This is a genomic window from Sphingomonas sp. SDUR79 (assembly GCF_056821745.1).
Genome location: NZ_JBPDIN010000001.1, coordinates 3,117,587 through 3,143,168 on the forward strand (window position 1 = coordinate 3,117,587; position 25,582 = coordinate 3,143,168).

General features: G+C 67.0%; 22 protein-coding genes. 12 read left to right on the top strand and 10 right to left on the bottom strand.

Annotated features, from left to right (window positions below):
• Positions 1 to 132 precede the first annotated feature (132 nt).
• Together ACRYLO_RS15340 and pabB are read right to left on the bottom strand one after the other, a co-directional pair.
• Positions 133 to 1,332, bottom strand: a complete 1,200-nt coding sequence (locus ACRYLO_RS15340; protein WP_482660954.1) for a pyridoxal phosphate-dependent aminotransferase — start codon at positions 1,330 to 1,332, stop codon at positions 133 to 135.
• Positions 1,333 to 1,367: 35 nt separating this feature from the next.
• Positions 1,368 to 3,143, bottom strand: coding sequence for an aminodeoxychorismate synthase component I (pabB, locus tag ACRYLO_RS15345; protein ID WP_482660955.1), 1,776 nt, complete (start codon positions 3,141 to 3,143; stop codon positions 1,368 to 1,370).
• 78 nt (positions 3,144 to 3,221) lie between these two features.
• Between pabB and ACRYLO_RS15350 the strand changes: the two genes are divergently transcribed.
• Genes ACRYLO_RS15350 through ACRYLO_RS15380 form a run of 7 tightly spaced genes read left to right on the top strand, consistent with a single transcriptional unit; the run spans position 3,222 to position 7,749 of the window.
• Positions 3,222 to 3,884 carry an MBL fold metallo-hydrolase gene (locus ACRYLO_RS15350; RefSeq protein ID WP_482660956.1) on the top strand — a complete coding sequence of 221 codons (663 nt, stop codon included), beginning with the start codon at positions 3,222 to 3,224 and terminating at the stop codon, positions 3,882 to 3,884.
• 44 nt (positions 3,885 to 3,928) lie between these two features.
• Entirely contained in the window at positions 3,929 to 4,258 is a 330-nt protein-coding gene (locus tag ACRYLO_RS15355; RefSeq protein ID WP_482660957.1) for an ArsR/SmtB family transcription factor, read from the top strand.
• The gene (locus ACRYLO_RS15360) at positions 4,255 to 4,650 is read left to right on the top strand and encodes a VOC family protein (RefSeq protein WP_482660958.1); all 396 of its coding nucleotides are present in this window, start codon (positions 4,255 to 4,257) and stop codon (positions 4,648 to 4,650) included. The genes ACRYLO_RS15355 and ACRYLO_RS15360 overlap by 4 nt, the downstream gene beginning before the upstream one ends.
• A gap of 12 nt (positions 4,651 to 4,662) precedes the next feature.
• Positions 4,663 to 5,205, top strand: coding sequence for an SRPBCC family protein (locus ACRYLO_RS15365; RefSeq protein ID WP_482660959.1), 543 nt, complete (start codon positions 4,663 to 4,665; stop codon positions 5,203 to 5,205).
• Positions 5,206 to 5,222: 17 nt separating this feature from the next.
• Positions 5,223 to 6,248, top strand: coding sequence for a tRNA (adenosine(37)-N6)-threonylcarbamoyltransferase complex transferase subunit TsaD (gene tsaD, locus ACRYLO_RS15370; RefSeq protein WP_482660960.1), 1,026 nt, complete (start codon positions 5,223 to 5,225; stop codon positions 6,246 to 6,248).
• On the top strand, positions 6,245 to 7,222 hold the full coding sequence (locus ACRYLO_RS15375; RefSeq protein ID WP_482660961.1) for an NAD(P)H-dependent glycerol-3-phosphate dehydrogenase: 978 nt from the start codon (positions 6,245 to 6,247) through the stop codon (positions 7,220 to 7,222). Before tsaD ends, ACRYLO_RS15375 begins: the two co-directional genes overlap by 4 nt.
• Positions 7,219 to 7,749 carry a DUF1697 domain-containing protein gene (locus tag ACRYLO_RS15380; protein ID WP_482660962.1) on the top strand — a complete coding sequence of 177 codons (531 nt, stop codon included), beginning with the start codon at positions 7,219 to 7,221 and terminating at the stop codon, positions 7,747 to 7,749. The genes ACRYLO_RS15375 and ACRYLO_RS15380 overlap by 4 nt, the downstream gene beginning before the upstream one ends.
• Here the strand turns inward: ACRYLO_RS15380 and ACRYLO_RS15385 are convergent.
• On the bottom strand, positions 7,746 to 9,584 hold the full coding sequence (locus tag ACRYLO_RS15385; protein ID WP_482660963.1) for an AsmA family protein: 1,839 nt from the start codon (positions 9,582 to 9,584) through the stop codon (positions 7,746 to 7,748). The two genes, ACRYLO_RS15380 and ACRYLO_RS15385, sit on opposite strands and share 4 nt — an antisense overlap.
• Before the next feature lie 43 nt (positions 9,585 to 9,627).
• The gene (locus ACRYLO_RS15390; protein ID WP_482661758.1) at positions 9,628 to 9,789 is read right to left on the bottom strand and encodes a DUF1674 domain-containing protein; all 162 of its coding nucleotides are present in this window, start codon (positions 9,787 to 9,789) and stop codon (positions 9,628 to 9,630) included.
• 66 nt (positions 9,790 to 9,855) lie between these two features.
• On the opposite strand from ACRYLO_RS15390, the gene htpX reads away from it, so the two are divergent.
• The 5 genes from htpX (at position 9,856) to purH (ending at position 16,212) form a co-directional block, all read left to right on the top strand.
• Complete coding sequence (gene htpX / locus ACRYLO_RS15395; RefSeq protein WP_482660964.1) at positions 9,856 to 10,812, top strand: zinc metalloprotease HtpX; 957 nt, start codon at positions 9,856 to 9,858, stop codon at positions 10,810 to 10,812.
• 45 nt (positions 10,813 to 10,857) lie between these two features.
• Positions 10,858 to 12,138 carry an RsmB/NOP family class I SAM-dependent RNA methyltransferase gene (locus tag ACRYLO_RS15400; protein ID WP_482660965.1) on the top strand — a complete coding sequence of 427 codons (1,281 nt, stop codon included), beginning with the start codon at positions 10,858 to 10,860 and terminating at the stop codon, positions 12,136 to 12,138.
• Positions 12,139 to 12,162: 24 nt separating this feature from the next.
• Positions 12,163 to 12,822, top strand: a complete 660-nt coding sequence (gene rpe, locus ACRYLO_RS15405; RefSeq protein WP_482660966.1) for a ribulose-phosphate 3-epimerase — start codon at positions 12,163 to 12,165, stop codon at positions 12,820 to 12,822.
• Entirely contained in the window at positions 12,819 to 14,567 is a 1,749-nt protein-coding gene (locus ACRYLO_RS15410; RefSeq protein ID WP_482660967.1) for a heparinase II/III family protein, read from the top strand. Before rpe ends, ACRYLO_RS15410 begins: the two co-directional genes overlap by 4 nt.
• Positions 14,568 to 14,640: 73 nt before the next feature.
• The gene (gene purH, locus ACRYLO_RS15415) at positions 14,641 to 16,212 is read left to right on the top strand and encodes a bifunctional phosphoribosylaminoimidazolecarboxamide formyltransferase/IMP cyclohydrolase (RefSeq protein ID WP_482660968.1); all 1,572 of its coding nucleotides are present in this window, start codon (positions 14,641 to 14,643) and stop codon (positions 16,210 to 16,212) included.
• 106 nt (positions 16,213 to 16,318) lie between these two features.
• On the opposite strand, the gene ACRYLO_RS15420 is transcribed toward purH, so the two are convergent.
• From ACRYLO_RS15420 to nadB, 6 genes are all read right to left on the bottom strand, one after another.
• Positions 16,319 to 17,803, bottom strand: a complete 1,485-nt coding sequence (locus ACRYLO_RS15420; RefSeq protein ID WP_482661759.1) for a lipopolysaccharide biosynthesis protein — start codon at positions 17,801 to 17,803, stop codon at positions 16,319 to 16,321.
• Positions 17,804 to 17,817: 14 nt separating this feature from the next.
• Positions 17,818 to 19,089 carry a cation:proton antiporter gene (locus ACRYLO_RS15425; RefSeq protein ID WP_482660969.1) on the bottom strand — a complete coding sequence of 424 codons (1,272 nt, stop codon included), beginning with the start codon at positions 19,087 to 19,089 and terminating at the stop codon, positions 17,818 to 17,820.
• The gene (gene polA, locus ACRYLO_RS15430; protein ID WP_482660970.1) at positions 19,086 to 21,854 is read right to left on the bottom strand and encodes a DNA polymerase I; all 2,769 of its coding nucleotides are present in this window, start codon (positions 21,852 to 21,854) and stop codon (positions 19,086 to 19,088) included. The genes ACRYLO_RS15425 and polA overlap by 4 nt, the downstream gene beginning before the upstream one ends.
• A 117-nt stretch (positions 21,855 to 21,971) precedes the next feature.
• Entirely contained in the window at positions 21,972 to 22,673 is a 702-nt protein-coding gene (locus ACRYLO_RS15435) for a 2OG-Fe(II) oxygenase (protein WP_482660971.1), read from the bottom strand.
• A gap of 58 nt (positions 22,674 to 22,731) precedes the next feature.
• Positions 22,732 to 23,826 carry a serine hydrolase gene (locus ACRYLO_RS15440; protein WP_482660972.1) on the bottom strand — a complete coding sequence of 365 codons (1,095 nt, stop codon included), beginning with the start codon at positions 23,824 to 23,826 and terminating at the stop codon, positions 22,732 to 22,734.
• A 133-nt stretch (positions 23,827 to 23,959) separates the two neighbouring features.
• Positions 23,960 to 25,552: an L-aspartate oxidase gene (gene nadB, locus ACRYLO_RS15445; protein WP_482660973.1), complete on the bottom strand. Its 1,593-nt coding sequence runs from the start codon at positions 25,550 to 25,552 to the stop codon at positions 23,960 to 23,962.
• Between the last annotated feature and the right edge of the window lie 30 nt (positions 25,553 to 25,582).

Sequence of the window (25,582 nt, forward strand, 5' to 3'; positions counted from 1 at the left end):
CCAAGCAAAGACTAACTTTCGCGTGCTGAACCTGCGCTGGTCTTCCCGTTCATATTCGGGAAATCCGCGCAAAAGGTTTCAGCCTTCGGTGAAAAAAGATTGCGGCTTGAATTGTGCGAAGCTGAACCGACTCTACCGCAAAGCGGCGCATGCTTCCTGAATTCGTCCGCACGCCTCGGTGAGCAGCGCCTCGCTCGTCGCATAGCTGATGCGCAGCGCGGGGGAGAGGCCGAACGCCGCACCATGCACCGCCGCAACCCGCGCATCGTCGAGCAGATAGCCGACCATCGTCTCGTCGCTGTCGATCACCAACCCCCTGGGCGTCGTCTTGCCGATCAACGCGCTGAATTCGGGATAGACGTAGAATGCACCCTCAGGCCGCGGACAGGTCATGCCGTTGATCTGGTTCAACATCGACACCACCAGATCGCGACGCGTCTGGAACGCGGCGTTGCGTTCGGCCAGGAACGACTGATCGCCATTGAGCGCCGCGACCGATGCGGCCTGCGACACGCTGCACGGGTTGCTGGTCGATTGCGACTGCAGCTTGCCCATCGCCTTGATCAGCCATTGCGGACCGCCCGCGTAACCAATGCGCCAGCCGGTCATGGCATAGGCCTTCGACACGCCGTTCGCAGTCAGCGTTCGGTCGAACAGTGACGGACACACCTGTGCGATCGTCGCAAATTCGAAACCGTCATACAGGATATGCTCGTACATATCGTCGGCATAGATCAGGACATGCGGGTGCCGCTCCAGCACCTCGCCCAGCGCCTTCAGCTCGGCCGCGCTATAGGCCGCGCCGGTCGGGTTGGACGGGGAGTTGAGCACGACCCATTTGGTCTTTGCGGTGATCGCCGCCTCAAGCTGCTCGGGCTTGACCTTGTAGTTCTGGTCGGCACCGGCGGCGACGAACACCGGCTTGCCGCCCGCAAATTCGACCACATCGGGGTAGCTGACCCAATAGGGCGCCGGAATCACCACCTCGTCGCCCGCGTCGATCGTGGCGCAGAACGCGTTGAACAGCGTGTGCTTGCCGCCCGAATTCACGCTGATCTGGTTCTCGGCATAGGTCAGGCCGTTGTCGCGGGCATATTTGGCGACGATCGCGGCCTTCAGTTCGGGCGTGCCGTCGACATTGGTGTACTTCGTCGCGCCGCGGCGGATCGCCTCGATCGCGGCCTCTTTGACGAAATCGGGCGTGTCGAAATCGGGTTCGCCCGCGCCAAGGCCGATCACATCGACGCCGGCACGCTTCAGCTCGAACACACGGCTCGTCATCGCGAGCGTGGCGGAAGGCTGGATGCGGTTGAGCGCGGCGGAGGTCTGCATGGGGGAACGCCTCTCTGGGAAGGAAATCGCGCGCCCTATAGGTCGGCTGGTTCCTCTTCCGCAACCGTAACAGCGGAAACCAGCCCGCGCACCGCATTGCCGAGCTGGAATCCGTCGCGCAGATCCGCGGGCCGCAGCTCCGCCTCGACCGCGCGGCCGCTGGCGATCAGCTCGGCGCGCAGCACGCCGGGAAGGATGCCATGGCTAAGCGGCGGGGTCTGTAGCACCCCGTCGGCGCGGGGCACGAAGAGCGACGTGAAGCTGCCCTCGGTCAGATAGCCATCAGCATCGACATAGACCGTCTCCCACGCCCCGGCGACGCGCGGCCACGGCCGACGGTCGGTCGTCTTGTGGCCAAGGCGAAAGTCGCGCGGCGCAACTTGGCGGCGGGCCAGCGCGACCGTTACCGGATCGGTCGGAGCCTCCGGCATCGGCGCGGTCCCGATCGTGATCCGCCCCTCCGGCGACAGCAACAGCCGCACCTTGGCCGGATGGCGCAGACGGAAGGTCGCCGCCTGCAGCTCGTTGCGCACCCCGTGCCGGTCGAAGCGAATCCCGACCGCCTCGGCGCTCGCGCGCATGCGTGCCAGGTGCCGTTCGAGCAGCGCGATGCCACCAACCGGATCGAACGCCATCGTCTCGATCAAGTCGAACCGCCGCTGGCCACGGGTCAGGAATGCGCCCTTGGCCAGGCACTCGTCCCATTCCTCGCCAGCGCGCGAATCAGCGACTACGCCCGACCCCAGGCCGATCGTCGCCGTGTCGGCACCGTGTTTCAGGTGCAGTGTGCGGATCGCCACGTTGAACGCGGCATCGCCATCCGGGTCGATCCGCCCGATCGAGCCGGTATAGGTGCCGCGCGCATCGGGCTCGACCGCCGCGATCACCTCCATCGCCCGGATTTTCGGCGCGCCGGTGACCGATCCGCATGGAAAGATCGCCGCCAGCGCCTGCCCCGGCCCAATCCCGGGCGCTAGCTTCGCGGCGATGGTTGACACCATGGTGTGCAGCGTCGGGTAGGTTTCGACCTTGAACAGTTCCGGCACCGACACGCTGCCCGGTGCGGCGATGCGGGTCAGGTCGTTGCGCATCAGGTCGACGATCATCAGGTTTTCGGCGCGCTGCTTGTCGTCCTTTGCCAGTTCCGTCCGCGCCGCTTCGTCCGCTTCGGGGGTCGCACCGCGTGGGGTGGTGCCCTTCATCGGCCGCGCGATCAATTCGCCCTGGCGGAGCGCGAAGAACAGTTCGGGCGAAAAGGACAGCAGCCAGTCGCTGCCGGTCCACACAATCCCGCCATAGCCCGCCGCCGCGCGCGAGCGGATCGCGGCATAGACGGCGAGCGGATCGCCCGCGACGCGCACTGCCGCGCGAAAGGTCAAATTGGCCTGATAGATGTCCCCCGCCTCGATCCAGTCATGCACGCGGGCAAAGGCGGCGTCATAGTCGCTGCGACTGATCCGCGGCGCTGGCCGCCCGACCCATGCGCCCGCCGGATCGGGAAGCCGCGCGGCAATCGCGTCGGGCGCTAGCTGCTCGACCGTCTCGAACAGCCCGAACCACAACAACGGCGCATCCGCATTAGTCCGACTCAGCCCGGCCAGCCGCGGTTCCAGCGCATGTCCGGCCTCATAGGCGATATACCCCGCCGCATGCAGCCCCTCCGCCCGCGCCGCGTCGAGCGCGGCCAGCGCCGGGGCGACCTCGTCCGCGCTGTGCGCAGCGATCACCCGCACCGGCGCGGTGTAAAGGCGCGCTTCCGCACCACCCGGTCGGGCATCGTCGAGCAGCACAAACGGTGTCTGGACAAGCATCGCATTGGCCATGAAGCGCTAAACGTCCGCCCGCAAGCCTCTGTTGCCGCTTGCCTGCGCGCCGCCTATCTCCGGGCCATGTCCACGCCCCCGCTGCGCGCCGCCATCGTGCCCGTCACCCCGCTTCAGCAGAACTCGACGCTGCTGTGGTGCACCCGCACCATGCGGGGCGCGCTCACCGATCCCGGCGGCGACCTCGACCGGCTGAAGGCGGCGGCGCAGCAGCATGGCGTCACCATCGAAAAATTGCTGATCACGCATGGCCATATCGACCATTGCGGTCAGGCGGGGAAGCTTGCCGCCGAACTCGGCGTGCCGATCGAGGGGCCGCACGAGGCCGACCGCTTCTGGATCAGCCGACTCGACGATGACGGCCGCAACTATGGCATCGACGGCAAGCCGTTCGAGCCCGATCGCTGGCTGGTCGATGGCGACACGGTCACGGTTGGCGAACTGACCCTCGATGTCTATCACTGCCCCGGCCACACGCCGGGCCATGTCGTGTTCCACCATGCACCGTCGAAGCTCGCCATCGTCGGCGACGTGATCTTTCAGGGGTCGATCGGCCGCACCGATTTCCCGATGGGCAATCATCAGGATCTGCTCGACGCGATCACCACCAAGCTATGGCCTCTCGGTGACGACACCGTCTTCGTCCCCGGCCATGGCCAGCCGAGCAGCTTCGGTCAGGAGCGCAAGACCAACCCGTTCGTGTCGGACCGCGCGCTCGCACAAAGCTAAACCGATCGGTTGACAATCAGAGGGGCCGCGAGTAGCTCAACCAAATGGTTGAACGACTCGACATGACCTTCCACGCGCTCGCCGATCCCACGCGGCGTGGGATGCTCGCCACCCTCGCACAGGGGGAGAAGAGCATCGGCGAACTGGCCCAGCCCTATGCGATGACCCTCGCCGGGGCGTCGAAGCACGTGCAAGTGCTCGAACGCGCCGGCCTCGTCACCCGCCGCCGCGACGGGCGCACGCACCGCTGCGCGCTAAACCCCGCCCCGCTCGCCGAAGCGAACCAGTGGCTCCAGCAATGGGCGGCGTTCTGGAACACGCGGCTCGACGGGCTCGAAGCGCTGTTGCGCGAATCAAAGGGAGACAGCGAATGACCAAGGCCACCCCATTCCTGATGTTCCAGCACGGCAAGGCGCAGGCCGCGCTCGACTTTTACATCGAGCATGTTCCCGACAGCCGCATCGATACGGTCGAACGCTTCGGCCCGGACGGTCCCGGCCCCGAGGGCACGATCATCCGCGCTCATGCAGTCATCGCCGGGCAACCGGTGATGATCCATGACAGCTTCATCACCCACGGCTTCGACTTCACGCCCTCCTGGTCCTTGTTCCTCGATTGCGACGACGCCGCGACGTTCGACCGACTGTTCGCGACACTCTCGGAGGGCGGCGGTGTGCTGATGCCGCCCGGCAATTATGGCTGGAGCAGCAATTTCGCCTGGATCAACGACCGTTTCGACGTGTCGTGGCAACTCAACCTCGCCTGACGGAGGCCCAACATGCCCGCACTGGAAATCCTCGCCCCCGACACATTGCGCATCGAGCGTATTCTCGACGCGCCGCCGACGACGGTGTGGCGCTACCTGGTCGAAGCCGATCTGCGCCGGAAATGGTTCGCCGGCGGCACCGATGCCCGGGCGGGCGAGGAGGTCCAACTGGTGTTCGACCATGACAATCTGTCGGCGGACGACGTGCCGTACCCCGAAAAATACGCCAAATGGAAAGGCGCGGTCGGGCGCGAGCGGGTGGTGGAATATGATCCGCCGCACGTCTTCGCGATCAGCTGGGACAATGGCAAGGAGGGCACCGCCCGGTTCGAATTGTTCGCCGAAGGGACTGATAAGACCCGCCTCGTTCTCACCCACAGCGGCATCACCGGTCCCGCGCCGATGGCCAATTTCGGCGGCGGCTGGCATTCGCATCTTGCGGTGCTTCAGGGGCTGCTGGCAGGCGACCCGGTGCGCGATTTCTGGGCGCTCCATGGCGAGTCGGAGGCAAAGGTCGCAGCCACACTCGCGCAGGCTTCGACAAGCGGAGGATGAATCCCTAGATCGGCGCGATGTTGATCCTCGGCCTCGAATCGAGTTGTGACGAAACCGCCGCCGCGCTGGTAACGGGCGACCGCCGCATCCTGTCCCACCGCCTCGCGCGACAGGATGAGGCGCATCGCCCGTTCGGCGGCGTCGTTCCCGAAATCGCCGCACGCGCGCATGTCGAGGCTCTCGAACCGCTGATCGCCGCCGCGTTCGAGGAAGCGGGCGTCACCCTCGCCGATGTCGATGCCGTCGCCGCCACTGCCGGGCCGGGCCTGATCGGCGGGGTGATGGTCGGCCTCGTCACCGGCAAGGCGCTGGCGCACGCCGCAGGCAAGCCGCTGGTCGCGGTCAACCATCTGGAAGGACATGCGCTGTCCCCGCGCCTTTCCGACCCCGATCTGGCCTTCCCCTATCTGCTACTGCTCGTATCGGGCGGCCATTGCCAATTGCTGCTGGTCGAGGGAGTCGGTGCCTATCGCCGCCTCGCCACCACGATCGACGATGCCGCAGGGGAGGCGTTCGACAAGACCGCGAAATTGCTCGGCCTCGGCTTCCCCGGCGGCCCTGCGGTCGAGGCGGCGGCGCTGCGCGGCGACCCGCGCGCGGTGCCGCTGCCCCGCCCGCTGGTCGGATCGGGCGAGCCGCATTTCTCCTTCGCGGGCCTCAAGAGCGATGTCGCGCGCAAGGTCGGGAAGTTCGCGCCCGAGGATCTCGCCGCATCGTTCCAGCAGGCGGTTGTCGATTGCCTGGTCGATCGCACCCGCATTGCGCTGACCAAGGCGCCTCAGGCCACCGCCCTCGTCGTCGCGGGCGGGGTCGCTGCCAACACTGCCGTTCGCGCGGCGTTGACGACGCTCGCAGCGGACCATGGCCTGCACTTCGTCGCGCCGCCGCTCTGGCTCTGCACCGACAATGCGGCCATGATCGCCTGGGCCGGGGCGGAGCGCTTCGTCGCCGGCTTCAGTGATCCGCTCGACGTGCCCGCGCGCCCGCGCTGGCCGCTCGACCCGGATGCAGAAAAGGTGCGCGGCGCGGGAGTGAAGGCATGAAGATCGGCGTACTCGGTGGCGGCGCATGGGGCACGGCGCTCGCTCAGGTCGCGGCACGTAACGACCAGCCAGTGACGCTGTGGGCGCGCGAGGATGACGTCGTGGCGTCGATCAACGCGGCGCATGAGAACGCGCTGTTCCTCCCCGGCATCCCGCTCGCCCCGTCGATCCGCGCGACCAGCGACCTCACGGCGCTATCGGATTGCGACGCGTTGCTGGTGGTCGTCCCGGCGCAGTTCCTGCGTTCGGTCCTGTCTCAGCTTCCTGCCGACAATCGCCCGCTGGTGCTGTGCGCCAAAGGGATCGAGGCGGGGACGGAAAAGCTGGTGGCCGAAATCGCCCGCGAACTCCATCCCGACGCGCCGGTCGCAGTGCTGTCCGGCCCGACCTTCGCGCATGAAGTGGCCAAGGGGCTGCCGACCGCCGTCACGCTGGCGTGCGAGGATGACGCGCTGCGCAACGCACTGGCCGAGCGGCTCGGCGGGCCGACTTTCCGCACTTATGGTTCGTCCGACGTCACCGGCGCTGAGATTGGTGGCGCGGTCAAGAATGTCCTCGCCATCGCATGCGGGGTGGTCGAGGGCGCGGGGCTTGGCCTCAACGCCCGCGCGGCGCTAATCGCACGCGGCTTTGCCGAGATGACCCGCTTTGGCGTGGCGCGCGGCGGGCGGCCGGAGACGCTGGCGGGACTGTCGGGCCTAGGCGACCTGGTTCTCACCTGTTCCTCGCCCAATTCGCGCAACTTTTCGCTCGGCCTGGGCTTGGGTCAAGGAAAGGCGGCGGCCGACCTGCTCGCCGACCGCCGCACCGTCGCCGAAGGTGCTGCGACCGCGCCGGTGCTGCGTGAAGCGGCGCGTGCCGCTGGGGTCGAGATGCCAGTGACCGAGGCCGTCTGCGCGCTGTTGGAGGGAACGCCGGTGCGCACCGTGGTCGACGCGCTGCTCGCCCGCCCGCCGCGCGGCGAAACCGCATGAGATGGGCGGCAATGCTGCGGGGGATCAACCTCGGCAAGCGACAGCTCAAATCGGCGGAACTCAGGGCAGTGATCGAAGGGATGGGCTTCACGGACGTCAAGACCCTGCTCGCGTCGGGCAATGTCGTCTTCACCGCCCCAGATGCGCCCGCCGAACGGCTCGAGGCGCAGATCCACGACGCGCTGGCCCGGGCGACCGGCCTAAAGTCCGAAATCTTCGTGCGCACGCCCGAAGCGATGGACGCAGTCGTCGCCGCCAACCCCTTCCCCGATGCAGCGACCGATCGGCCCAGCTTCCTCGTCGTCACCTTCCATCGCAAGCCGGTCGATGCCGCCGCCGTCGATGCGCTGATGGCGGTCCATGACGGCCCCGAGCGCGCGCGGGCGCTCGACCGCGAACTCTATATCGATTTCCGGGAAGGTCAGGGGCGGTCGACCCTGCATGCTCCGCTGGGCAAGGCGACGCGCGATCCCGTCACCACCGCGCGCAACTGGAACACCGTCCTGAAGATCCGCGACGCGCTTTAGCGTAACGCCTGCGCCGCCAGACCTTTGCAGTCGGCATCGGTCGCCAGCGGCGGGCGATCGCCGCCGATCGCATCGCCCAGTAGTTTCAGCACCCCGCCGACATTCGGCTTTGCGCCGTCGGGAAGGCGCATTACCGGTTCCTTGATCGTGCCCGAAACCGGCACCGGCTTGGTCAGGCGCAACAGGCTCTCCTTCTTGGGCGATCCGGTCATGGCGAGCGACAGCCGCTCATCCGACAGGTCGACTGTCCCGGCAAAGCGCGACTGGCTGCGCGAAGTGTCGATCAGGAACGGTGACATTCGCCCGGTGCCATTCTTCACCTCAAGCCGCAAAATCATGCAGCGCAGCGTCGCCACCTTATCCCCATCGACCAGCGCCCCACGCCCGACATCAAGGCCGAGATAGGAGGCGATGTTCGCGGGGATGCGCCCGGTGCCGCCGATCAGCGCGACGTTGCCGGTCGATCGTCCCACCGCGCTGCGGATCGTATCCCCCGGCCCGGTCAGCCGCACGCGCCCCCGCAGCGGCGCGTCAAGTACACCATCCCCCGCCAGCGCCGCAATCCGGCTGCCCCGCAACGTCAGGTCGAGATCAAGGGTCGGGACGGACTTGCCGCCGCGCTGGTCGATTACGATGCGGCCGGCCAGTCGGCCCGGCGTCATGTCCATCATGAACGGATCGACGGTCAGCCGCGCATCGTCCAGCGCCAGCGTCGCCCGCGCCGCGCGAAGGCCAGGCGCGCCGATGATGCGCCCGACGCGCACGCGCAGCGCGCCATCGACATCGCTCACGCTCTTGAGGTCGATCTGCGTCGCCGGGATCAGCCGGTCGCCCAGCCGCGCGCGCCGCGCGGCGGCAACGGCAAGACCGCGATCATTTGCGAGATCATCGAAACGGAACGCCGCAAGTGCGACATCGCCATCGATCCGCGTGCGACCCGGCTCGCTCTTGTCGATGCTGGCCGTAGCGCTCGTTAAACGCGACTCGCCGATCGTCCCGGTCAGCCGCTCGACCTGCCACTGATCGCCCTTGCGCGATACCCGTCCGACCAGCGCCACCGGCTGTGTCCCGAACAGGCCCGCCTCGATCACCCTGTCTACATCGAGCAGATCGGCGCCCTGTGCTGCAATGTCGAATGCCATGTCGCGTGTGTTGAACGGCGCCGCCATCGCGCCCTGCACCGCGATCCGCGTGCGCGGCCCGGCCAGCCGCGCGCGGAACGGCCAGCGGACACGCCCGGCAATCGCAGCACCGCGCACTTCGATGCTGACCGGTTCATCCGCCAGTGCGCCGGTTCCCGACGCCCGAAAGCCGCGCGGGTCGGAATCGATGCGCACCGCGAGGCGGCGGTCCTTCTTCGCATCGCGATAGTCGAGAATCAAATTGCTGACCGCCAGCGTCTCGAGCCCGCTGCCGCCACCGCTGCGTCGCTCCGATTCGCGCTCCCAATTCTTGCGCCCGTCCTTTGCGCGGATCAGCGTCAGGCGGCCATTGGCGGCCTCGACCGGTTCAGGGGCAAAGCGGCCGGTGAGGATCGGTAGCACCGGCAGGCGCACGGTCACGCGCTCGACCCGCACCATCTCGCCCGTCCCCGCCCAGTCCGGCTGGGCGATGCGCAGGTCACGAATGTCGAGCAGCGGATTGAACGAAAAGAATGAGCGCCGCTCGATCGCACCGATCGTCACCGGCGCGCCGATCTGCACCGACAATGCCCGTTCCGCCCGCCCCTTGAACGCCCCCCAGGGCAGCATCGCGAGCAGCAGGAGCAGCAACGCGAGCACCACGGCGATGCCGATGGCGATGCGAACGATCAGGGTGCGGGAAGGCGCGGTCATCGCCGCAGGACGCGCCGCGCGCGGATTTCGTTCCGGCTACGGTTCAGAAATCGATCGCGATGCCCTTCAGCTCCCAGTCGCCATAGCGGGTGGGATCATTGCCGAGCGGATCGCTCTGGGCCTTCTTGCCCGCCTCCGGTCGCGGCAGCGGCGGGCTCTTGGACAGATAAGCGGGCGGCTTCACATGATCGGGGCGCTTGCCCATGATGGTTCCTCGATTGAAGCGGGACATGGCATTTCCCACATTGGGGTGTGAAAGGATCGAATCCAAGTGAACGGCTTCAAGACGACGATGTTGCTGGCGGCGCTGACCGCGCTGTTCATGGCTTTGGGCTTCACCATTGGCGGGCGTGGCGGCATGGTCATCGCGCTGGTGGTCGCGGTGGGGATGAACCTGTTCACCTACTGGAACGCCGACAAGATCGTGCTGAGCATGCACGGCGCGCGACAGGTAGATGCCGCATCGGCGCCGGAATTCTACAACCTTGTCGCCGGACTGGCCCAGCGCGCGCAGCTGCCGATGCCCAAGGTCTATGTCATCGATTCGCCGCACCCCAATGCCTTCGCCACCGGCCGCAATCCGGAGAATGCGGCGGTCGCGGCGACGACGGGCCTGCTCAACATCCTCAATCGCGACGAGATCGCCGGGGTCATGGCGCATGAGCTGGCGCATGTGCGCAACCGTGACACACTGATCATGACGATGGTCGCGACGATCGCGGGTGCGATCTCAATGCTCGCCAATTTCGGCCTGTTCTTTCGCGGCGGCGACGGGGACAATCGCGGCGCGATGCTGGCGACGATCCTCGCCGTGATCGTCGCGCCCTTTGCCGCGATGATCGTGCAGATGGCGATCAGCCGCACCCGCGAATATGGCGCAGACAAGGGCGGCGCGGAGATTTCGGGCAACCCCCGCGCGCTCGCCTCGGCGCTCGCCAAGCTCGCCCATGGCGCGGCGGCGGTCCCCAACCCGGTGGCGCAGCGCAATCCGGCGGCGTCTCAGCTCTATATCGTCCCCGGCCTGGCCCTTGGCGGCGACAGCCTGTTTTCCACCCACCCCGACACCGGCAACCGCATCGCGGCGCTGGAGGAACTGGCAGTCACGATGGGCCAGAGCGCGCCGCTCGACGTGTTCGCTGCCCCTGCACCCGCCAACCGCCCGTCCGCGCTGGGTGTCCGCGCGGCCCCGCGCCGCAGCAGCGCGCTTGATCCGAACCGGCGCGTATGATGCTTTGGGGGTGAACCGGCGCGCGTTTCGGCGTAGGGGGCGGTGATGCCCCGCCCTACCGGTCATCGCCCCCCGCCCCGTCCCGCCGATCCCCCCGGCACCCCCGCCCGCCGTGCCGCGCTGCGCCTGCTCGACGCAGTGCTGCGTCGCGGCCTCGCCATCGAACAGGCGCTCGACGCCTCGACCCAGGGGCTTGCTCCGTCCGATCGCGGTCTCGCGCACGCCATCTCGGCCGAAGTGCTGCGCCGCCTCACCGATCTCGACGACCTGATCGACAGCGCCACGCGGAACCGCCTGCCCGATGACGCCAAGGCGCGCTTCGTGCTGCGCATCGCGCTGGTTCAGGCGCTGCGGCTCGGCACCCCGCCGCACGCCGCGATCTCGACCGCGCTGCCCCTAGTCGATGGCGGCCCGCGCAAGCTGGTCCATGGCGTATTCGGCACGCTGATGCGCCAGAACGCGGTCCTGACCGACCCGCCCGCGCTGCCGGGTGACGTCTATGCCCGGATCGCCGGTAATTGGGGCGAGCGCGTAGCCGACACGGCGTGCGCCGCAATCGCCGCTCCGCCACCGCTCGACCTGACATTGCGCGGCGGAGCGTCCGCCGAGGGCGAGAGCCTGCTTCCCGGCCATGTCCGGGTCGCCGCGGGCACCAGCATCGTCGAGCATGACGGCTTTGCCGAGGGCGAGTGGTGGGTGCAGGATATCGCCGCCTCGCTCCCCGCGCGGCTGATTGGCGGCGGATCGGGCCGCGCGCTCGACCTGTGCGCCGCTCCCGGAGGCAAGACGCTTCAGCTCGCTGCCGCCGGATGGGACGTTACCGCTGTCGACGCCTCGGAAAGTCGTCTGGCGCGACTTCACGAGAATCTGGAGCGCACCGGCCTGTCGGCGACCGTCATCGCCGCCGATCTGCTAAAATGGGAACCGGGGTTCGAAGCCGACGCCGTGCTGCTCGACGCGCCGTGCAGCGCGACCGGCATCTTCCGCCGCCACCCCGATGTGCTCCACCGCGTCCGCCCGCGCCTGATCGCGGAGATGGCCGAGCTTCAGGCGCAACTCCTGCCGCGCGCGGCGCGCTGGGTCCGCCCCGGCGGGTTGATGGTCTACGCCACCTGCTCGCTCGAGCCCGAAGAGGGTGAGCAGCAGATCGAGCGCTTCCTGGCCGACCATCCCGGTTTCGCGATCGACCCGGTCCTGCCCGATGAACTACCTGAAGGCGTTGTCGCGCACCCGCGTGGCTGGCTACGCACCCTGCCCGGCATGCTCGCGGAACAAGGCGGGCTGGACGGGTTTTTCATGGTGCGCCTCATGCGAGTTGCCGCCTAGAGTTGAGGTGATAAAGGGAAGGTCATGAACCCGGTCCGCATCGCCCCGTCCATCCTGTCCGCCGATTTCGCCAAATTGGGCGAGGAAGTGCGCGCGATCGACGCGGCTGGGGCCGACTGGATCCATATCGACGTGATGGACGGTCACTTCGTCCCCAACATCACGATCGGCCCCGCCGTCATCAAGGCGCTGCGCCCGCACAGCGCCAAGCCGTTCGACGTCCATCTGATGATCGCCCCGGTCGATCCGATGCTGGAGGCATTTGCGGAAGCCGGTGCCGATTGCCTGTCGGTCCATCCCGAAAGCGGCCCGCACCTGCACCGCACGCTCCAGACGATCAAGGGCTTAGGCAAGCGCGCCGGGGTCGTGCTCAACCCGGCGACGCCGGTCGATGTTGTCGATCATGTCATGGACCAGATTGACCTGATCCTGGTGATGAGCGTCAACCCGGGGTTTGGCGGGCAGAAGTTCATCGAGAGTCAGCTCGCCAAGATTTCAGCACTGCGCGCGAGGATCGACACCAGCGGCCGGTCGATCGACCTGGAGGTCGATGGCGGGGTCGATCGCACGAACGCCGCACGGGTGATTGCCGCCGGAGCCGATGCGCTGGTCGCAGGCACCGCCGCGTTCAAGGGCGGCCCTTCGGCCTATGCCGACAACATCGCCGCGTTGCGGGCGGGGTGAGCATTGGCGGCGATGAGCCCGCCGACGGGGCGGCCAGCGACGGGATCGAGCAGGGCAAGCGGCTCATCCGGATCGGCGGCGACCGTGGCCTGTCGCTCGCCGACCGCATTTCCGAAAAGCTGTTCCGCTTGAGCTGGCGCACACCAATCCATTCACTGCGCCTCAAAGGGCGACATCCGCTCAAGCTGATCGCGGTGACCGACGACCCGTTTATGGGCGACCCGGCGCGCGGCAATGCGCTGCTCGACGGCAAGCTGATGTTTCGCGGCGAAAGCCATGACGTCACCGCGCTTGAGTTCGCCCGGCCCGGCTGGTCCACCGCCTTTGGCGAGCATCTGCACAGCTTTGCCTGGCTGCGCGACCTGTCCACCGTCGCGACCCGGCAACAGGCCGCGCCGATCGCCGAAGCGTTGATGCGCGGCTGGCTGGCGGCACATGCCGGCAAGGTTGCCGATCCCGCCTGGCGCGCCGACTTGTGGGGTCGCCGCCTGCAATATTGGACCGCGCACGCGCCGCTGATCCTGTCGAGCACCGACCTCGTCTATCGTTCGCAAGTGCTCCACGCCCTCGCCCGCGGCGCCCGCCACCTCGACCGCGCTGCGGATCGTGCGCCGACCGGCGCGCCGCGCATCGCCGCCTGGTGCGGCGTGCTGACCGCCGGACTGATGATTCCCGGAGGCGACCCGCGCCGCTCATTCGGCGAGGCCGGCCTGTCGCGCGCGATCACCGGAGCAGTCAGCCGCGACGGCGGCATCACCGGCCGCTCGCCCGCTGCGTTGCTCGACGCGATCCAGCTGCTGACACTGCTGCGCGAAACCTATGCCGCGCGCCGGCTCGACGCCCCCGGCTTTGTCACCAACGCAATCGACCGCATGGTCTCGGCGCTGCTCGGCGTCAGCCATGGCGATGGCGGGCTGGCGAGCTGGCAGGGCGGGATTCCCATATCGGGCGACGTGATCGAACAGACGGTTGCGGCGACGGGCGCGCGCGTCCGGCCACTGCGTCAGGCGCATGAATGGGGCTATCAGCGGCTCGCCCAGCAGGGGACGGTGCTGATCATGGACGCCGCCCCGCCGCCGATTGCGCGGGTGATGGCGGGCGGCTGCGCCTCGACGCTTGCCTTTGAATTCTCTGACGGTGCCGAGCGGATCGTGGTGAGCTGTGGCGGCGCGCGCGGTGCCGACCTGCGCCTCCCCGCCGCATTGACCGAGGGGCTGCGCACCACCGCCGCCCATTCCACTTTGGTCGTACGCGACAGCAACTCCACCGCGATCCACCCCGACGGCACGCTGGGCCGCGGCGTGGTCGAGATGGAGCTCAGCCGCAACGAGAGCGATACGGCCAGCCGGATCGAGGCGAGCCATGACGGCTATGCCCGCCGCCACGGCGTGATCCACCGCCGCACCATCGCGCTCGGCACCGACGGACGCGATGTGCGCGGCGAAGACAGCCTGCTTCCGGCGACGGCGCGGGGAGGAAAGCGCAGCGCGGTGCCCTTCACCGTCCGCTTCCACCTTCACCCGGCGGTCGAAGCCACGCCCACCGCCGATGGCTCGGGCGCCTTGCTGCGCACCCGGTCCGGCGCGGTCTGGCAGTTTCGCGCGCGCGGCGCGGGATTGGCGGTCGAGGACAGCGTGTGGATCGACGCAAAGGGCATCCCCCGGGAAACGCTGCAACTGGCCCTGTCCGGCGAAGCGCTGACCGGTGGGTCCAGCGTCTCCTGGCTGTTCCACCGCGCGCGGTAGCACGGCTGGACAGCGGACTGCTGCCGCAACTCGGGGCTTGCAGCGCAAGCTTGGCAGGCTAAAGCGCCCGGCCATGACCAGCATCACCATCCGTCGCGCCCTTCTCTCGGTTTCGGACAAGACCGGGATCGTCGAACTCGGTCAGGCGCTCGCCGCCAAGGGGGTCGAACTCGTCTCGACCGGCGGCACGTCAAAGGTGCTGCGCGACGCGGGACTTGAGGTGCGCGACATCTCCGACCTCACCGGCTTCCCCGAGATGATGGACGGCCGCGTCAAGACGCTGCACCCGGTGGTGCATGGCGGGCTGCTCGCCGTGCGCGACGATGAAGGGCACATGGCCTCTGCCGGCGAACATGCGATCGGCATGATCGATCTGGTCGTCGTCAACCTCTACCCCTTCGCACAGACCGTCGCAAAGGGCGCGAGCCGCGACGAGATCATCGAGAATATCGACATCGGCGGCCCGTCGATGGTCCGCTCGGCCGCCAAGAACCACGCCTTTGTCGCGATCGTCACCGATCCCGCCGACTATGCCGTGGTTGCAGCTGGCGAAACCACGCTGGAAGACCGCAAGCGCTTCGCCGCCAAGGCCTATGCACTGACTGCGCAATATGATTCGACCATCGCCAGCTGGTTCGCCTTCGCCGATCAGGGCGAGCGTTTCCCCGAAACGCTGCCTTTGGTGTTCAAGCGCGGCGAGGAGCTTCGCTATGGCGAGAACCCGCACCAGTCCGCCGCGCTCTACCTTCCCGCGGGCCCCGCCACGCCGGGCATCGCCCAGGCGCAGCAGCTGCAGGGCAAGGAGCTGAGCTACAATAACTATAACGACGCCGACGCCGCGCTCGAGCTGGTCAGCGAGTTCCGCGACGGCCCGCCGACCGTGGTCATCGTCAAGCACGCCAACCCGTGCGGCGTCGCAACCGCCGACACGCTGGTCGATGCATACAAGGCGGCGCTCGCCTGCGATTCGGTCTCCGCGTTCGGCGGGATCATCGCATTGAACCGCCCGCTCGATGCCGACACGGCGAAGGCGATCACCGACATCTTCACCGAAGTCGTCGTTGCGCCGGGCGCAAGCGAAGAAGCCAAGGCGATCTTTGCCGCCAAGAAGAACCTGCGCCTGCTGATCTGCGGCGATCTGCCCGACCCCGCCCGCCCCGGCCTGATGCTCAAGACCATTGCCGGCGGCGCGCTGGTCCAGTCGCGCGACAGCGGTCGCGTGACGCAGGACGCTTTGAAGGTCGTGACTCAGCGCGCGCCGACCGGTCAGGAACTGGCCGATTGCCTGTTCGCCTGGACCGTTGCCAAGCACGTCAAGTCGAACGCGATCGTCTATGCCAAGGACGGCAGCACTGCGGGCGTCGGTGCAGGCCAGATGAACCGCCTTGAATCCGCGCGCATCGCCGCGTGGAAGGCCAAGGACGCCGCCGAAAAGGCCGGCTGGGCGGAGCCGCGCACGATTGGCAGCGCGGTCGCGTCGGACGCCTTTTTTCCCTTCGCTGACGGACTGCTCGCGGCGGTCGAGGCGGGCGCGACCGCCGTGATCCAGCCCGGCGGATCGATCCGCGACGATGAAGTGATCGCGGCGGCTGATGAAGCAGGGCTAGCGATGGTCTTTACCGGGATGCGCCACTTCCGGCATTGATGTGATCCGCTGACGCGGATGCGGTACCGGCCCGCTCCCCCACCCGGCCACCCATAGAATACACTGGCGTTGGGTGCCCGGCTGGCGGAGCGGGCCGGTACCGCCCTCAAACCTTCTCATCAGGCAATGTCGGCTCGCTCTTCGGCATCTTCTTGAACAGCGCGCGGTCTTCCGGGCCGAACGCCCATTTCCCGATCACGGCGAAATAGGCGATGAAGATCGCTGGAATCCCGACCGAAAGCTCCAGCCATTCCAAGGATGGCGGCAGCCGCGTGAAGGCCCAGCCGACCGCACCGGCGATCACGATCGCCGCGACGAAACCGGGACGCAGGCTGAACACTGCAGCGCCGGTCAGCCGGGCGAGCATCCAGCACTTGATCGTCGATCCCAGCGCCAGTGTCAGCACCAGCGCCACCGCCGGCCCCGCCGCCTGGACATGTACGTCGAGCCCCATTGCGCGCATCTGGAACACCAGCGCAAAGCTCAACGCCGCCTGGAATCCGAGCAAGAGCATCGACACCATCAGATTGCGGTGCCGCGCCATATAGACAAGGCCAGCTTCGGCAACTGCGCCGGGCGTGGCGACGACCTCAGCGGCAAGCAGAAAGCACAGGGCCACGGCACCGACCACGAATTGCGGCCCGACCACGCCCATCACCCCTTCGGCCGGGATGCCGCCCATCAACAGCAGCACCGCCTGTAGCGCGATGATCCAGAAGCCGACCTGCCGCACCTGCGCCGCAATTGCCGCGCGGTTGCCCGCTGCCAGATTGCGCGCGATCACCGGCCCCAGCACCGGATCGAAGCTGGTCTTGAGCTTTTGCGGGATCGAGGAGACCTGCTGGGCCATATAATAGATGCCGACGATTGCCGGTGGGAACAACAGGCCGAGAATGAAGCGGTCGATATTGCGCGACCCCCATTCGATTGCGTCCGCCCCGGCGAGCGGCATGTTGCGCCGGGCAAGCTGGAGCAGCGGCGTCACCCGCGGCGACCAGCCATGGGGCAGGCCATAGCTGCGAATGAACGGGATCAGGCTGGCGATCAGCGCCGCCGCCATCGACAGGACATAGGCGATGATCAGCCCGTCACGCGCCGAAACATAGTATAATGCCCACGCGGCAATGCTGATCGTCCACGGCTCGACAATCGCGCGCGCGGTCACGGTCGCCTTCACATTGTGGCGATAGGCGAGCGCGGCAAGGCTGACATCCGACCAGGCAATCGCGAACACGATCACGGCGAGATAGCGGTCGAGTCCGGTGGTGCCGCTGTTGGGGAACATGAGTTCGGGAAAGACGAACAGCAGCGCGCTCGCCAGCATCGAAACGACGAACGCCACCACCATGCCGTCCCACACGACATGGGCATGCGGCCGGTCGGTCGATGCCAGCGCCTGGGCCAGCCCGCGCTTTAGCCCCAATGTGGCGAGCAACGCGGCCAGTTCGACGACCACGACCGCCAACGCGAACCGCCCCACCGTCTCCGCGCCATAGAGCCGCCCGGCGATGAACAGAAATGGCAGGCGCGCGAGCAGCCGCAGGAAAAAGCCGAAGATATTGGTCCGCCCGCCCTTGGCGAGCGCGCTCATATCGTCATTCTGCTTCACGTCGCGCGCGCCCGACCGCGCTCGAGCAGACGCATTGCCGGGGTCGCGGTCGTCCCGTGCAGCAGGATCGAAATCAGGATCACGACGCCAAGCGCGCCCCACAGGCGCACCGGCTCCTCGAACTGGCCATGGTTGATCCCGTAAGCGAAATAAAAGACCGATCCCAGCCCGCGAATGCCGAAGAAGGCGATCACCGGCCGTTCGAACGGCGCAAGGCGGCACCCGGCCAGCGCGATCCAGCCCGCCAGCGGTCGCACGATGAAGATCGCGACCAGCGCAAAGCCGAGCTCCGCCCAGCCGATCATCGCGAACAATCCGCCAGCAGTCAGCATGCCACCGAACATGACGAGCAGCGCCATCATCAGCAGCCGTTCGGTCTCGTCGGCAAAATCATGCATCCGCGCATTGAAATCGCTGCTCCCGGCCGCGCGCCGCAGCATCAGCCCGGCGACGAACACCGCCAGAAAGCCATAGCCATGCGCCAGCTCGGTCACGGCATAGATCGCCAGCGTGGCACCCAGCGCGACAAAGCCATCACCGGTGCGCGACAATTTGGTGTCGGCAGGCAGGCGATAGATGATCTTGCCCAGCGCCCAGCCCCCGGCCCAGCCGAGCGCGAGGCCAACGGCGAGGCGGATGACCACTGCGTCCAGCGCCCAGGATGCCAGGTTGGAAACGGCCCAGCCGCCCGCCGCGACGGCGATGGCAAGATGCACGAACGGAAACGCTAGCGCGTCGTTGAGTCCGGCTTCGGAGGTCAGCGCGAACCGCGCCTCGTCATCGCTCGCGGATTCCGGCTCATCGATCTGGACATCCGATGCGAGCACTGGATCGGTCGGGGCGAGCGACGCGGCGAGCAGCAGCGCGGTCGCCACGCCAACGCCGAGCAACGCCTGTCCGGCAAAGGTCAATGCGAGGATGGTCAGCGGCATCGCGATCGCAAGCAGGCGCACGCACAACCGCCAATTGGCCCAGTTCAGCGCGCGATCGATCTTCAGTCCCGCCCCCATCAGCGAGACGATGACGATCAGCTCCGCCGCCTTCTCGACCAGAAATGGGCTCTCGATCGGGTGCAGCGCAAAGGGCGCGAAACGATCGAACGAAAACACCAGCGCGCCGACCCCGACACACAGGATCGGCAGCGACAGCGGCGCCTTTTCCAGCAGCAGCGGGACCCATGCGACCATCAGGATCAGCACGCCCGCGCCCAGCAGCAGCGGGATATACAGGTCGATCAGCGGCGCAAGGCTGGCCCCCGCTGCGGTCAATGCGCCGCGCCCCAGCTGGGGCCGGTGCCGATTTCGACGCCCAGCGGCACGGTCAGCGTGATCGCGGGCTCCGCCGCAGTCTCCATCACGCGGCGGATCACCGCCGATGCCGCGTCGACATCGCCCTCGGGCAGTTCGAACACCAGTTCGTCATGCACCTGCAGCAGCATGCGGACATTGGACAGGCCCGCGTCCAGCAACGCCGGACCCATCCGCGCCATCGCGCGCTTGATGATGTCGGCACTGGTCCCCTGGATCGGCGCGTTGATCGCGGCGCGCTCGCTGCCGGCGCGCTCATTCTGATTGGGCGCGTTGATCCGGGTGAAGTGCGTCTTCCGCCCGAACAGGGTCGTGGTGTAGCCGCGCGCCTTCGCCTCGTTCAGCGTGTCGGCGATGTAGCGGCTGATCCCGGGGAAGCTCTGAAAATAGCGGTCGATCATCCCCTGCGCCTCGTCCGGCGTCACGTCGAGCCGCCCGGCCAGCCCCCAGCGGCTGATGCCATAAAGGATCGCGAAGTTGATCGTCTTGGCCCGCCCCCGCGTGTCGCGATTGACCTCGCCGAACAGCTCCATCGCGGTGCGATTGTGAATGTCCTCGCCCTGTTCGAACGCCTCGCGCAGTGCGGGAACGTCGGCGATATGCGCGGCAAGGCGCAGTTCGATCTGCGAATAGTCGGCCGACAGGATGACATTGCCCGGCTCCGCCACAAAAGCGTCGCGGATTTGCCGACCGACTTCGGTACGGATCGGGATGTTCTGGAGGTTGGGATCGGTCGATGACAGCCGCCCGGTCTGCGCGCCGGTCAGCGAGTAGCTGGTATGCACGCGGCCCGTCGCAGGGTTGATCTGCGCCTGCAACGCGTCGGTATAGGTGGATTTGAGCTTCGACAGCTGGCGCCAGTCGAGCACCTTCAGCACCATCTCCCGCCCCGGCGAATCCTTGTCCGCCGCAATCCGCTCGAGCTCGTTGACGTCGGTCGAATAGACGCCCGACTTGCCCTTGCGCCCGCCCTTGATCCCCATCTTGTCGAACAGCACGTCACCCAGCTGCTTCGGGCTGCCGATAGTGAACTTGAACCCGGCAATGGCGTGAATCTCTTCTTCCAGCCGGGCAATCTGCTTCGAAAACTCGTCCGACAGCCGTGCCAGCACCCCGGCATCGACCTTGATGCCCGCCAATTCCATGTCGGCGATCACCCGCACCAGCGGTCGGTCCACCATCTCATAAACCCGCGTCGCGCCCTCATAGGCCAGCCGCGGTTTCAACCGCCGCCACAGCCGCAACGTTACATCGGCGTCCTCGGCGGCATAGCGGGTCGCGGCCTTCAGATCGACCTCGGCAAAGCCGATCTGCTTCTTGCCGCTCCCGGTCACGTCCTTGTACGCGATACAGCTGTGCGCCAGATGCGTCGCCGCCAGCTCGTCCATGCCATGGCCGTGCAGCCCGGCATCGAGGTCGAAGCTCATCACGATCGTGTCGTCGAACGGCGCGACCTGAATCCCCAGCCGCGCCAGGATGATCAGGTCATATTTGAGGTTATGCCCGATCTTGAGCACCGCCGGATCCTCCAGCAGCGGCTTGAGCTTCGCCAGCACCGTCGCCCGGTCGAGCTGCACCGGCTTTTCCGCGAACATGTCGGTCCCGCCATGGCCGATGGGGATATAGCAGGCGAGATTGGGGTGCAGCGCCAGGCTTACCCCGACCAGCTCGGCACGCGTCGCATCGGTCCCGGTCGTCTCGGTATCGATCGCGACCCAGCCCTGATGCCGCGCCACGGTGATCCAGCGGTCGAGCGCCGCCTCATCCACCACCGTTTCATAGCCATCGTGATCGCATGGGGGATCCGGCTCCAGCCCCGGCACTTCCTGCGTCTCGACCGGCGCATCAGCGACCGAACTCGCCTCGCTGCCCAACCGCGCGAGCAAGGTCTTGAACCCGTGATGCTCCAGAAACGCGCGCAGCGGCGCATCGGGAATCCCGTCGAGCACGAAATCGTCGAGCGGTTCGGGCAGCGGCACGTCCTCGGCCAGCGCGACCAGCTTGCGCGACAGCCGCGCCATATCGGCATGTTCGATCAGGTTATCGCGCAGCTTGCCCGGCTTCATCGTCGGCGCGGCGGCCAGTACCGCCTCGACATCGCCATGCTCCAGGATCAGCTTGGCGGCGGTCTTGGGGCCAACGCCAGGCACGCCCGGCACATTGTCGACGCTGTCGCCCATCAGCGCCAGCACCTCGCCCAATTTGTCCGGCCCGACCCCGAACTTCTCGACCACCGCCTCCGGCCCCATGCGCCGGTCCTTCATCGTATCGAGCATGTCGATGCCCGGTTCTGTCAGCAGCTGCATTAGATCCTTGTCGGAACTGACAATCGTCACCTGCCACCCCTGCGCCAGCGCCGCCTTGGAATAGCTGGCGATCAGATCATCCGCCTCCCAGCCCAATTCCTCGATGCACGGCAGGCTGAAGGCGCGCGTCGCGTCGCGGATCATCGGGAATTGCGGCTTTAAGTCTTCCGGTGCGGGCGGGCGATGCGCCTTATACTGGTCGTAGAGTTCGTTGCGGAATGTCTGCTCGCTCTTGTCGAGGATCACCGCCAGATGCGTAGGCCCTTCCGCCTTGTGCAGCTCGCTCGCCAGCTTCCACAGCATCGACACATAGCCATAGACCGCCCCCGCCGGCTCGCCATGTTTGTTGGTCAGCTTGGGCAGCACATGATAGGCGCGGAAGATGAAGCTCGAGCCGTCGACAAGGTAGAGATGGGGCATGGCGCGGGGATAACCCATGCTGCCGGACGGACAAACTCTTTTAGGTAAGTGCCGGCGGGGTTTCGGAACGGCCGAGTGACGTGCGGCACCGGCGCGCTCGGCGTTGCTGGCCCGGCCCTAATGCGCGTCGTGAAAGATAATGCCCAATGTGTGACGCCGACCTTCGCTGATCTTGCTGACGCCATGGCGCATCGTGACGCGGTAGCTGCCCCGGCTCCCCTGCACGGGGCGCTGGCTGACGGCGAAAATGACCGCATCGCCCTGCATCAAGGGCACGACGGCCGCGCGCGATTGCATCCGCGGGCGCTGTTCGGTCAGGACGAGCTCGCCACCGCTGAACTCCGCGCCCGGCTGGGACAGCAGCACGGCGACCTGCAGCGGGAAGAAATGGTCGCCATAAAGGTCCTGATGGAGACAATTATAGTCGCCCAGGCCGTAGCGCAGCAGCAGCGGCGTTGGCCGTCGTTGCCCTGCGGCATGGCATTGGTCGAGAAATGCATCGTGCGTCGGCGGAAAGCGCCGGTCGGTTGCCATCCGCGCGTACCAGCGGTTCGCAATGGGCGCGAGCTGTCGATAAAGGCCCGACCGCAGCGCGGCGACCTGACGCGGCAGCGGATAGGCGAAATAGCGGTACTCGCCCCGGCCAAACCCGTGCCGCGCCATGGTGATAGTCGAGCGAAACCGGGTGTCGTTGTCGTACCCAGCGACCAGCGCGGCGCAATCTTTGGGAGTCAGCAGACCCGGGAGCACCGCCCAGCCTTCCGCGTCGAGCGCGGCTTCGATGGCAGTCCAGTCGATCATGGTCAGCGCGTCGGTCATGGCCCCGCGTTAGCGAAGCACACGCCACCGCGCCTCCCGGCGCATGCGGTCGAACCGGTCAGCGGTGATTGGCAACCACGCTCGCAACCACCGCCTGCATCAACTGCTGACGTTCGCGCACCGGGCGCGGGGTGTCGCCGATCATCACCGCGACCGAATAGGCCTTGCCGTCGGGCGCGGTCAGGATGCCGATGTCGTTGAAGCCTGCAGTGCGACCACCCAGGTCCTGGCCGGTGCCGGTCTTGTGCGCCAGCGTCCAGCCCACCGGCACCGCGGCACGCAGCCGCGCCTTGCCGGTGCGGGTGCCCGACATGACATTGGTGAGGAAACTGGTCGAAGAGGCCGAGAGCAGCTCGCCCGCCTTGAGCCGCGCCAATGCCAGCGCGATTGCCGAGGGTGCCGCGCCATCGACCGGATCGGCGACATAAGAATCGAATGCCGCGCGCCGCACTGTCGGGGGCAGCGCCGCCCGCGCGCGCTGAAACTCGCCGGCCATCGAATAACGCTGATCCCAGCGCAGACCCGCCGTCCCGGCCTGCAACAACCGCTCGCCCGGACCGAAGCGAATCTCACCAAGGCCGCGTTCGGCGATGAATGCCCGCACTGCCTGCGGCCCGCCGGCCAAGGTCAGCAACCGGTCATTGGCGGTATTGTCGCTCTGCTGCATCGCGCGCAGCAGCAATTCGCGCACCGTGGTGCGATACACACCGTCGCGAACCACCAGGGTCGCGATCGGCTGGTGGAACAGGGTCAGATGCTCGCGCCGCAATTCGACCGGATCGTCGAGCGTCAGCTTGCCCTTGTCGCGGGCGTCGAGCACGGTCATCGCGACCCACAATTTGCTCACGCTCTGCTGTGGCATGCGGCGATCGCCATTGGCGTCAACCTGCCAGCCCCATTCGAGGCTGCGGACCGAAATGCCCACAACGCCGCCAAAGTCGCGCGCCAGTGCGTCGACCGACGCGGTCAGCGCCGCAGGAGCGGGAAAGACGGGCAGCGGCTTGGGCGCATCCGGGATCGGCATCGACACGCGATAGCTGGCCGGGGTCAGATCCTTGGGAAGGTCATCGCGATGCACCCCCGCGCCGATCAGCAGCACAGGCGCAAGGCCCGCCAATGTCATTGCCCGCTGAAGAATCGTAAACTCCTGCATCCCCAACACGATAATCACGCCCCTTGCCCAAAGCGATCATGCTGCGTCGCGGCACCATGGCCAAGAGCATATGGTGGCATCTGCGACGAATGCGCGGATTATGACGGCAAAGCGTGAAGATTCAGCCAAAAATTCACGGGACCAATACGGTGTCCTGCGCCATTTTGTCCGTATCCGGGAAATCCAGCGTGTAATGCAGCCCCCGGCTTTCGCGCCGGTGCAGCGCCGATCGCACGATCAGCTCGGCCGATTGCAACAGGTTGCGCAGCTCGATCAGGTCGGGCGTCACGCGGAAATGGCCGTAATAGTCGGCGACTTCCTCGTTCAGCATCTTGATGCGATGTGCCGCGCGTTCCAGCCGCTTGGTGGTGCGCACGATGCCGACATAGTTCCACATGAAGCGGCGGATTTCGGTCCAGTTCTGCTTGATCACCACCTCTTCATCCGAATCGGTGACGCGGCTTTCGTCCCATGGCCGGATCGGCGGTGGCGGGGGCAGATCCTCCCAGTTCGCCGCGATATGCCGCGCCGCCGCCTCGCCGAACACGAAACATTCGAGCAGCGAGTTGCTGGCGAGCCGGTTCGCGCCATGCAGACCGCTCTCGCTGCACTCGCCTGCGGCATAGAGGCCGGGCAGGTCGGTGCGCCCGTCCAGGTCGATGACGATCCCTCCGCACGTATAATGCTGGGCCGGCACAACCGGGATCGGGCCACTGGTCATGTCGATGCCAAGGCCAATCAGCTTGTCGTAGATGTTGGGGAAATGCCCCTTCACGAACTCCGGCGGCATATGGCTGATGTCGAGATGGACGTAATCAAGGCCGTCGCGCTTGATCTCCGCGTCGATCGCGCGCGCCACCACGTCACGCGGCGCCAGCTCCATCCGCTCGGGATCATAATCCGCCATGAAGCGCTTGCCGGTCTGCGGGTTGATCAGCCGCCCGCCCTCGCCACGCACCGCTTCGGTGATCAGGAAATTCTTGACGTCAAGGTGATAGAGGCAGGTGGGGTGGAACTGCATCATCTCCATGTTCGAGATGCGGCATCCTGCGCGCCACGCCATCGCGATCCCGTCCCCCGTCGCCCCCTTGGGCGCGGTCGAGAAAAGGTAGGTGCGCCCCGCCCCGCCGGTCGCCAACACGGTGGCGTTGGCGGTGAACAATTCGACCCGACCGGTCGCGCGATTGACGGCATAGACGCCCCACACCTTGCCCGCGCCCGAGTAGCGCAGCTCGTGGCGACTGGTGGCAAGATCGATCGCGACCATGTCGGGGACGAGGGTGATATTGGGATGCGCCTGCGCTGCGCGGATCAGCGCGACCTGCACCGCCCAGCCGGTGGCGTCATCGACATGGACGATGCGCCGCGCGCTATGCCCGCCCTCACGCGTCAAATGCAGCGCATTGCCGTCCATGTTGAACGGCACGCCCAGCTCGACCAGCCGGTTGATCGCGGCGGGGGCATTCTCGACGACCATCTCCACCGTCGCGCGGTCGTTGAGCCCCGCGCCCGCGACCATTGTATCCTCGATATGCGCCTCAAAGGTGTCGCCGGGTTCGAGTACGGCGGCGATCCCGCCCTGTGCCCAGGCGGTCGATCCCTCGTCCAACCCGCCTTTGGCCAGCACCGTGACGCGGAACCGCTCGGCGAGATTGAGCGCAGCGGTAAGTCCGGCGGCACCCGAGCCGATGATGAGGACGTCGCACTGATGGGGGTCGTGGGCCAATCTCGTTCCTTCGCGCACCGATGGCGGGGA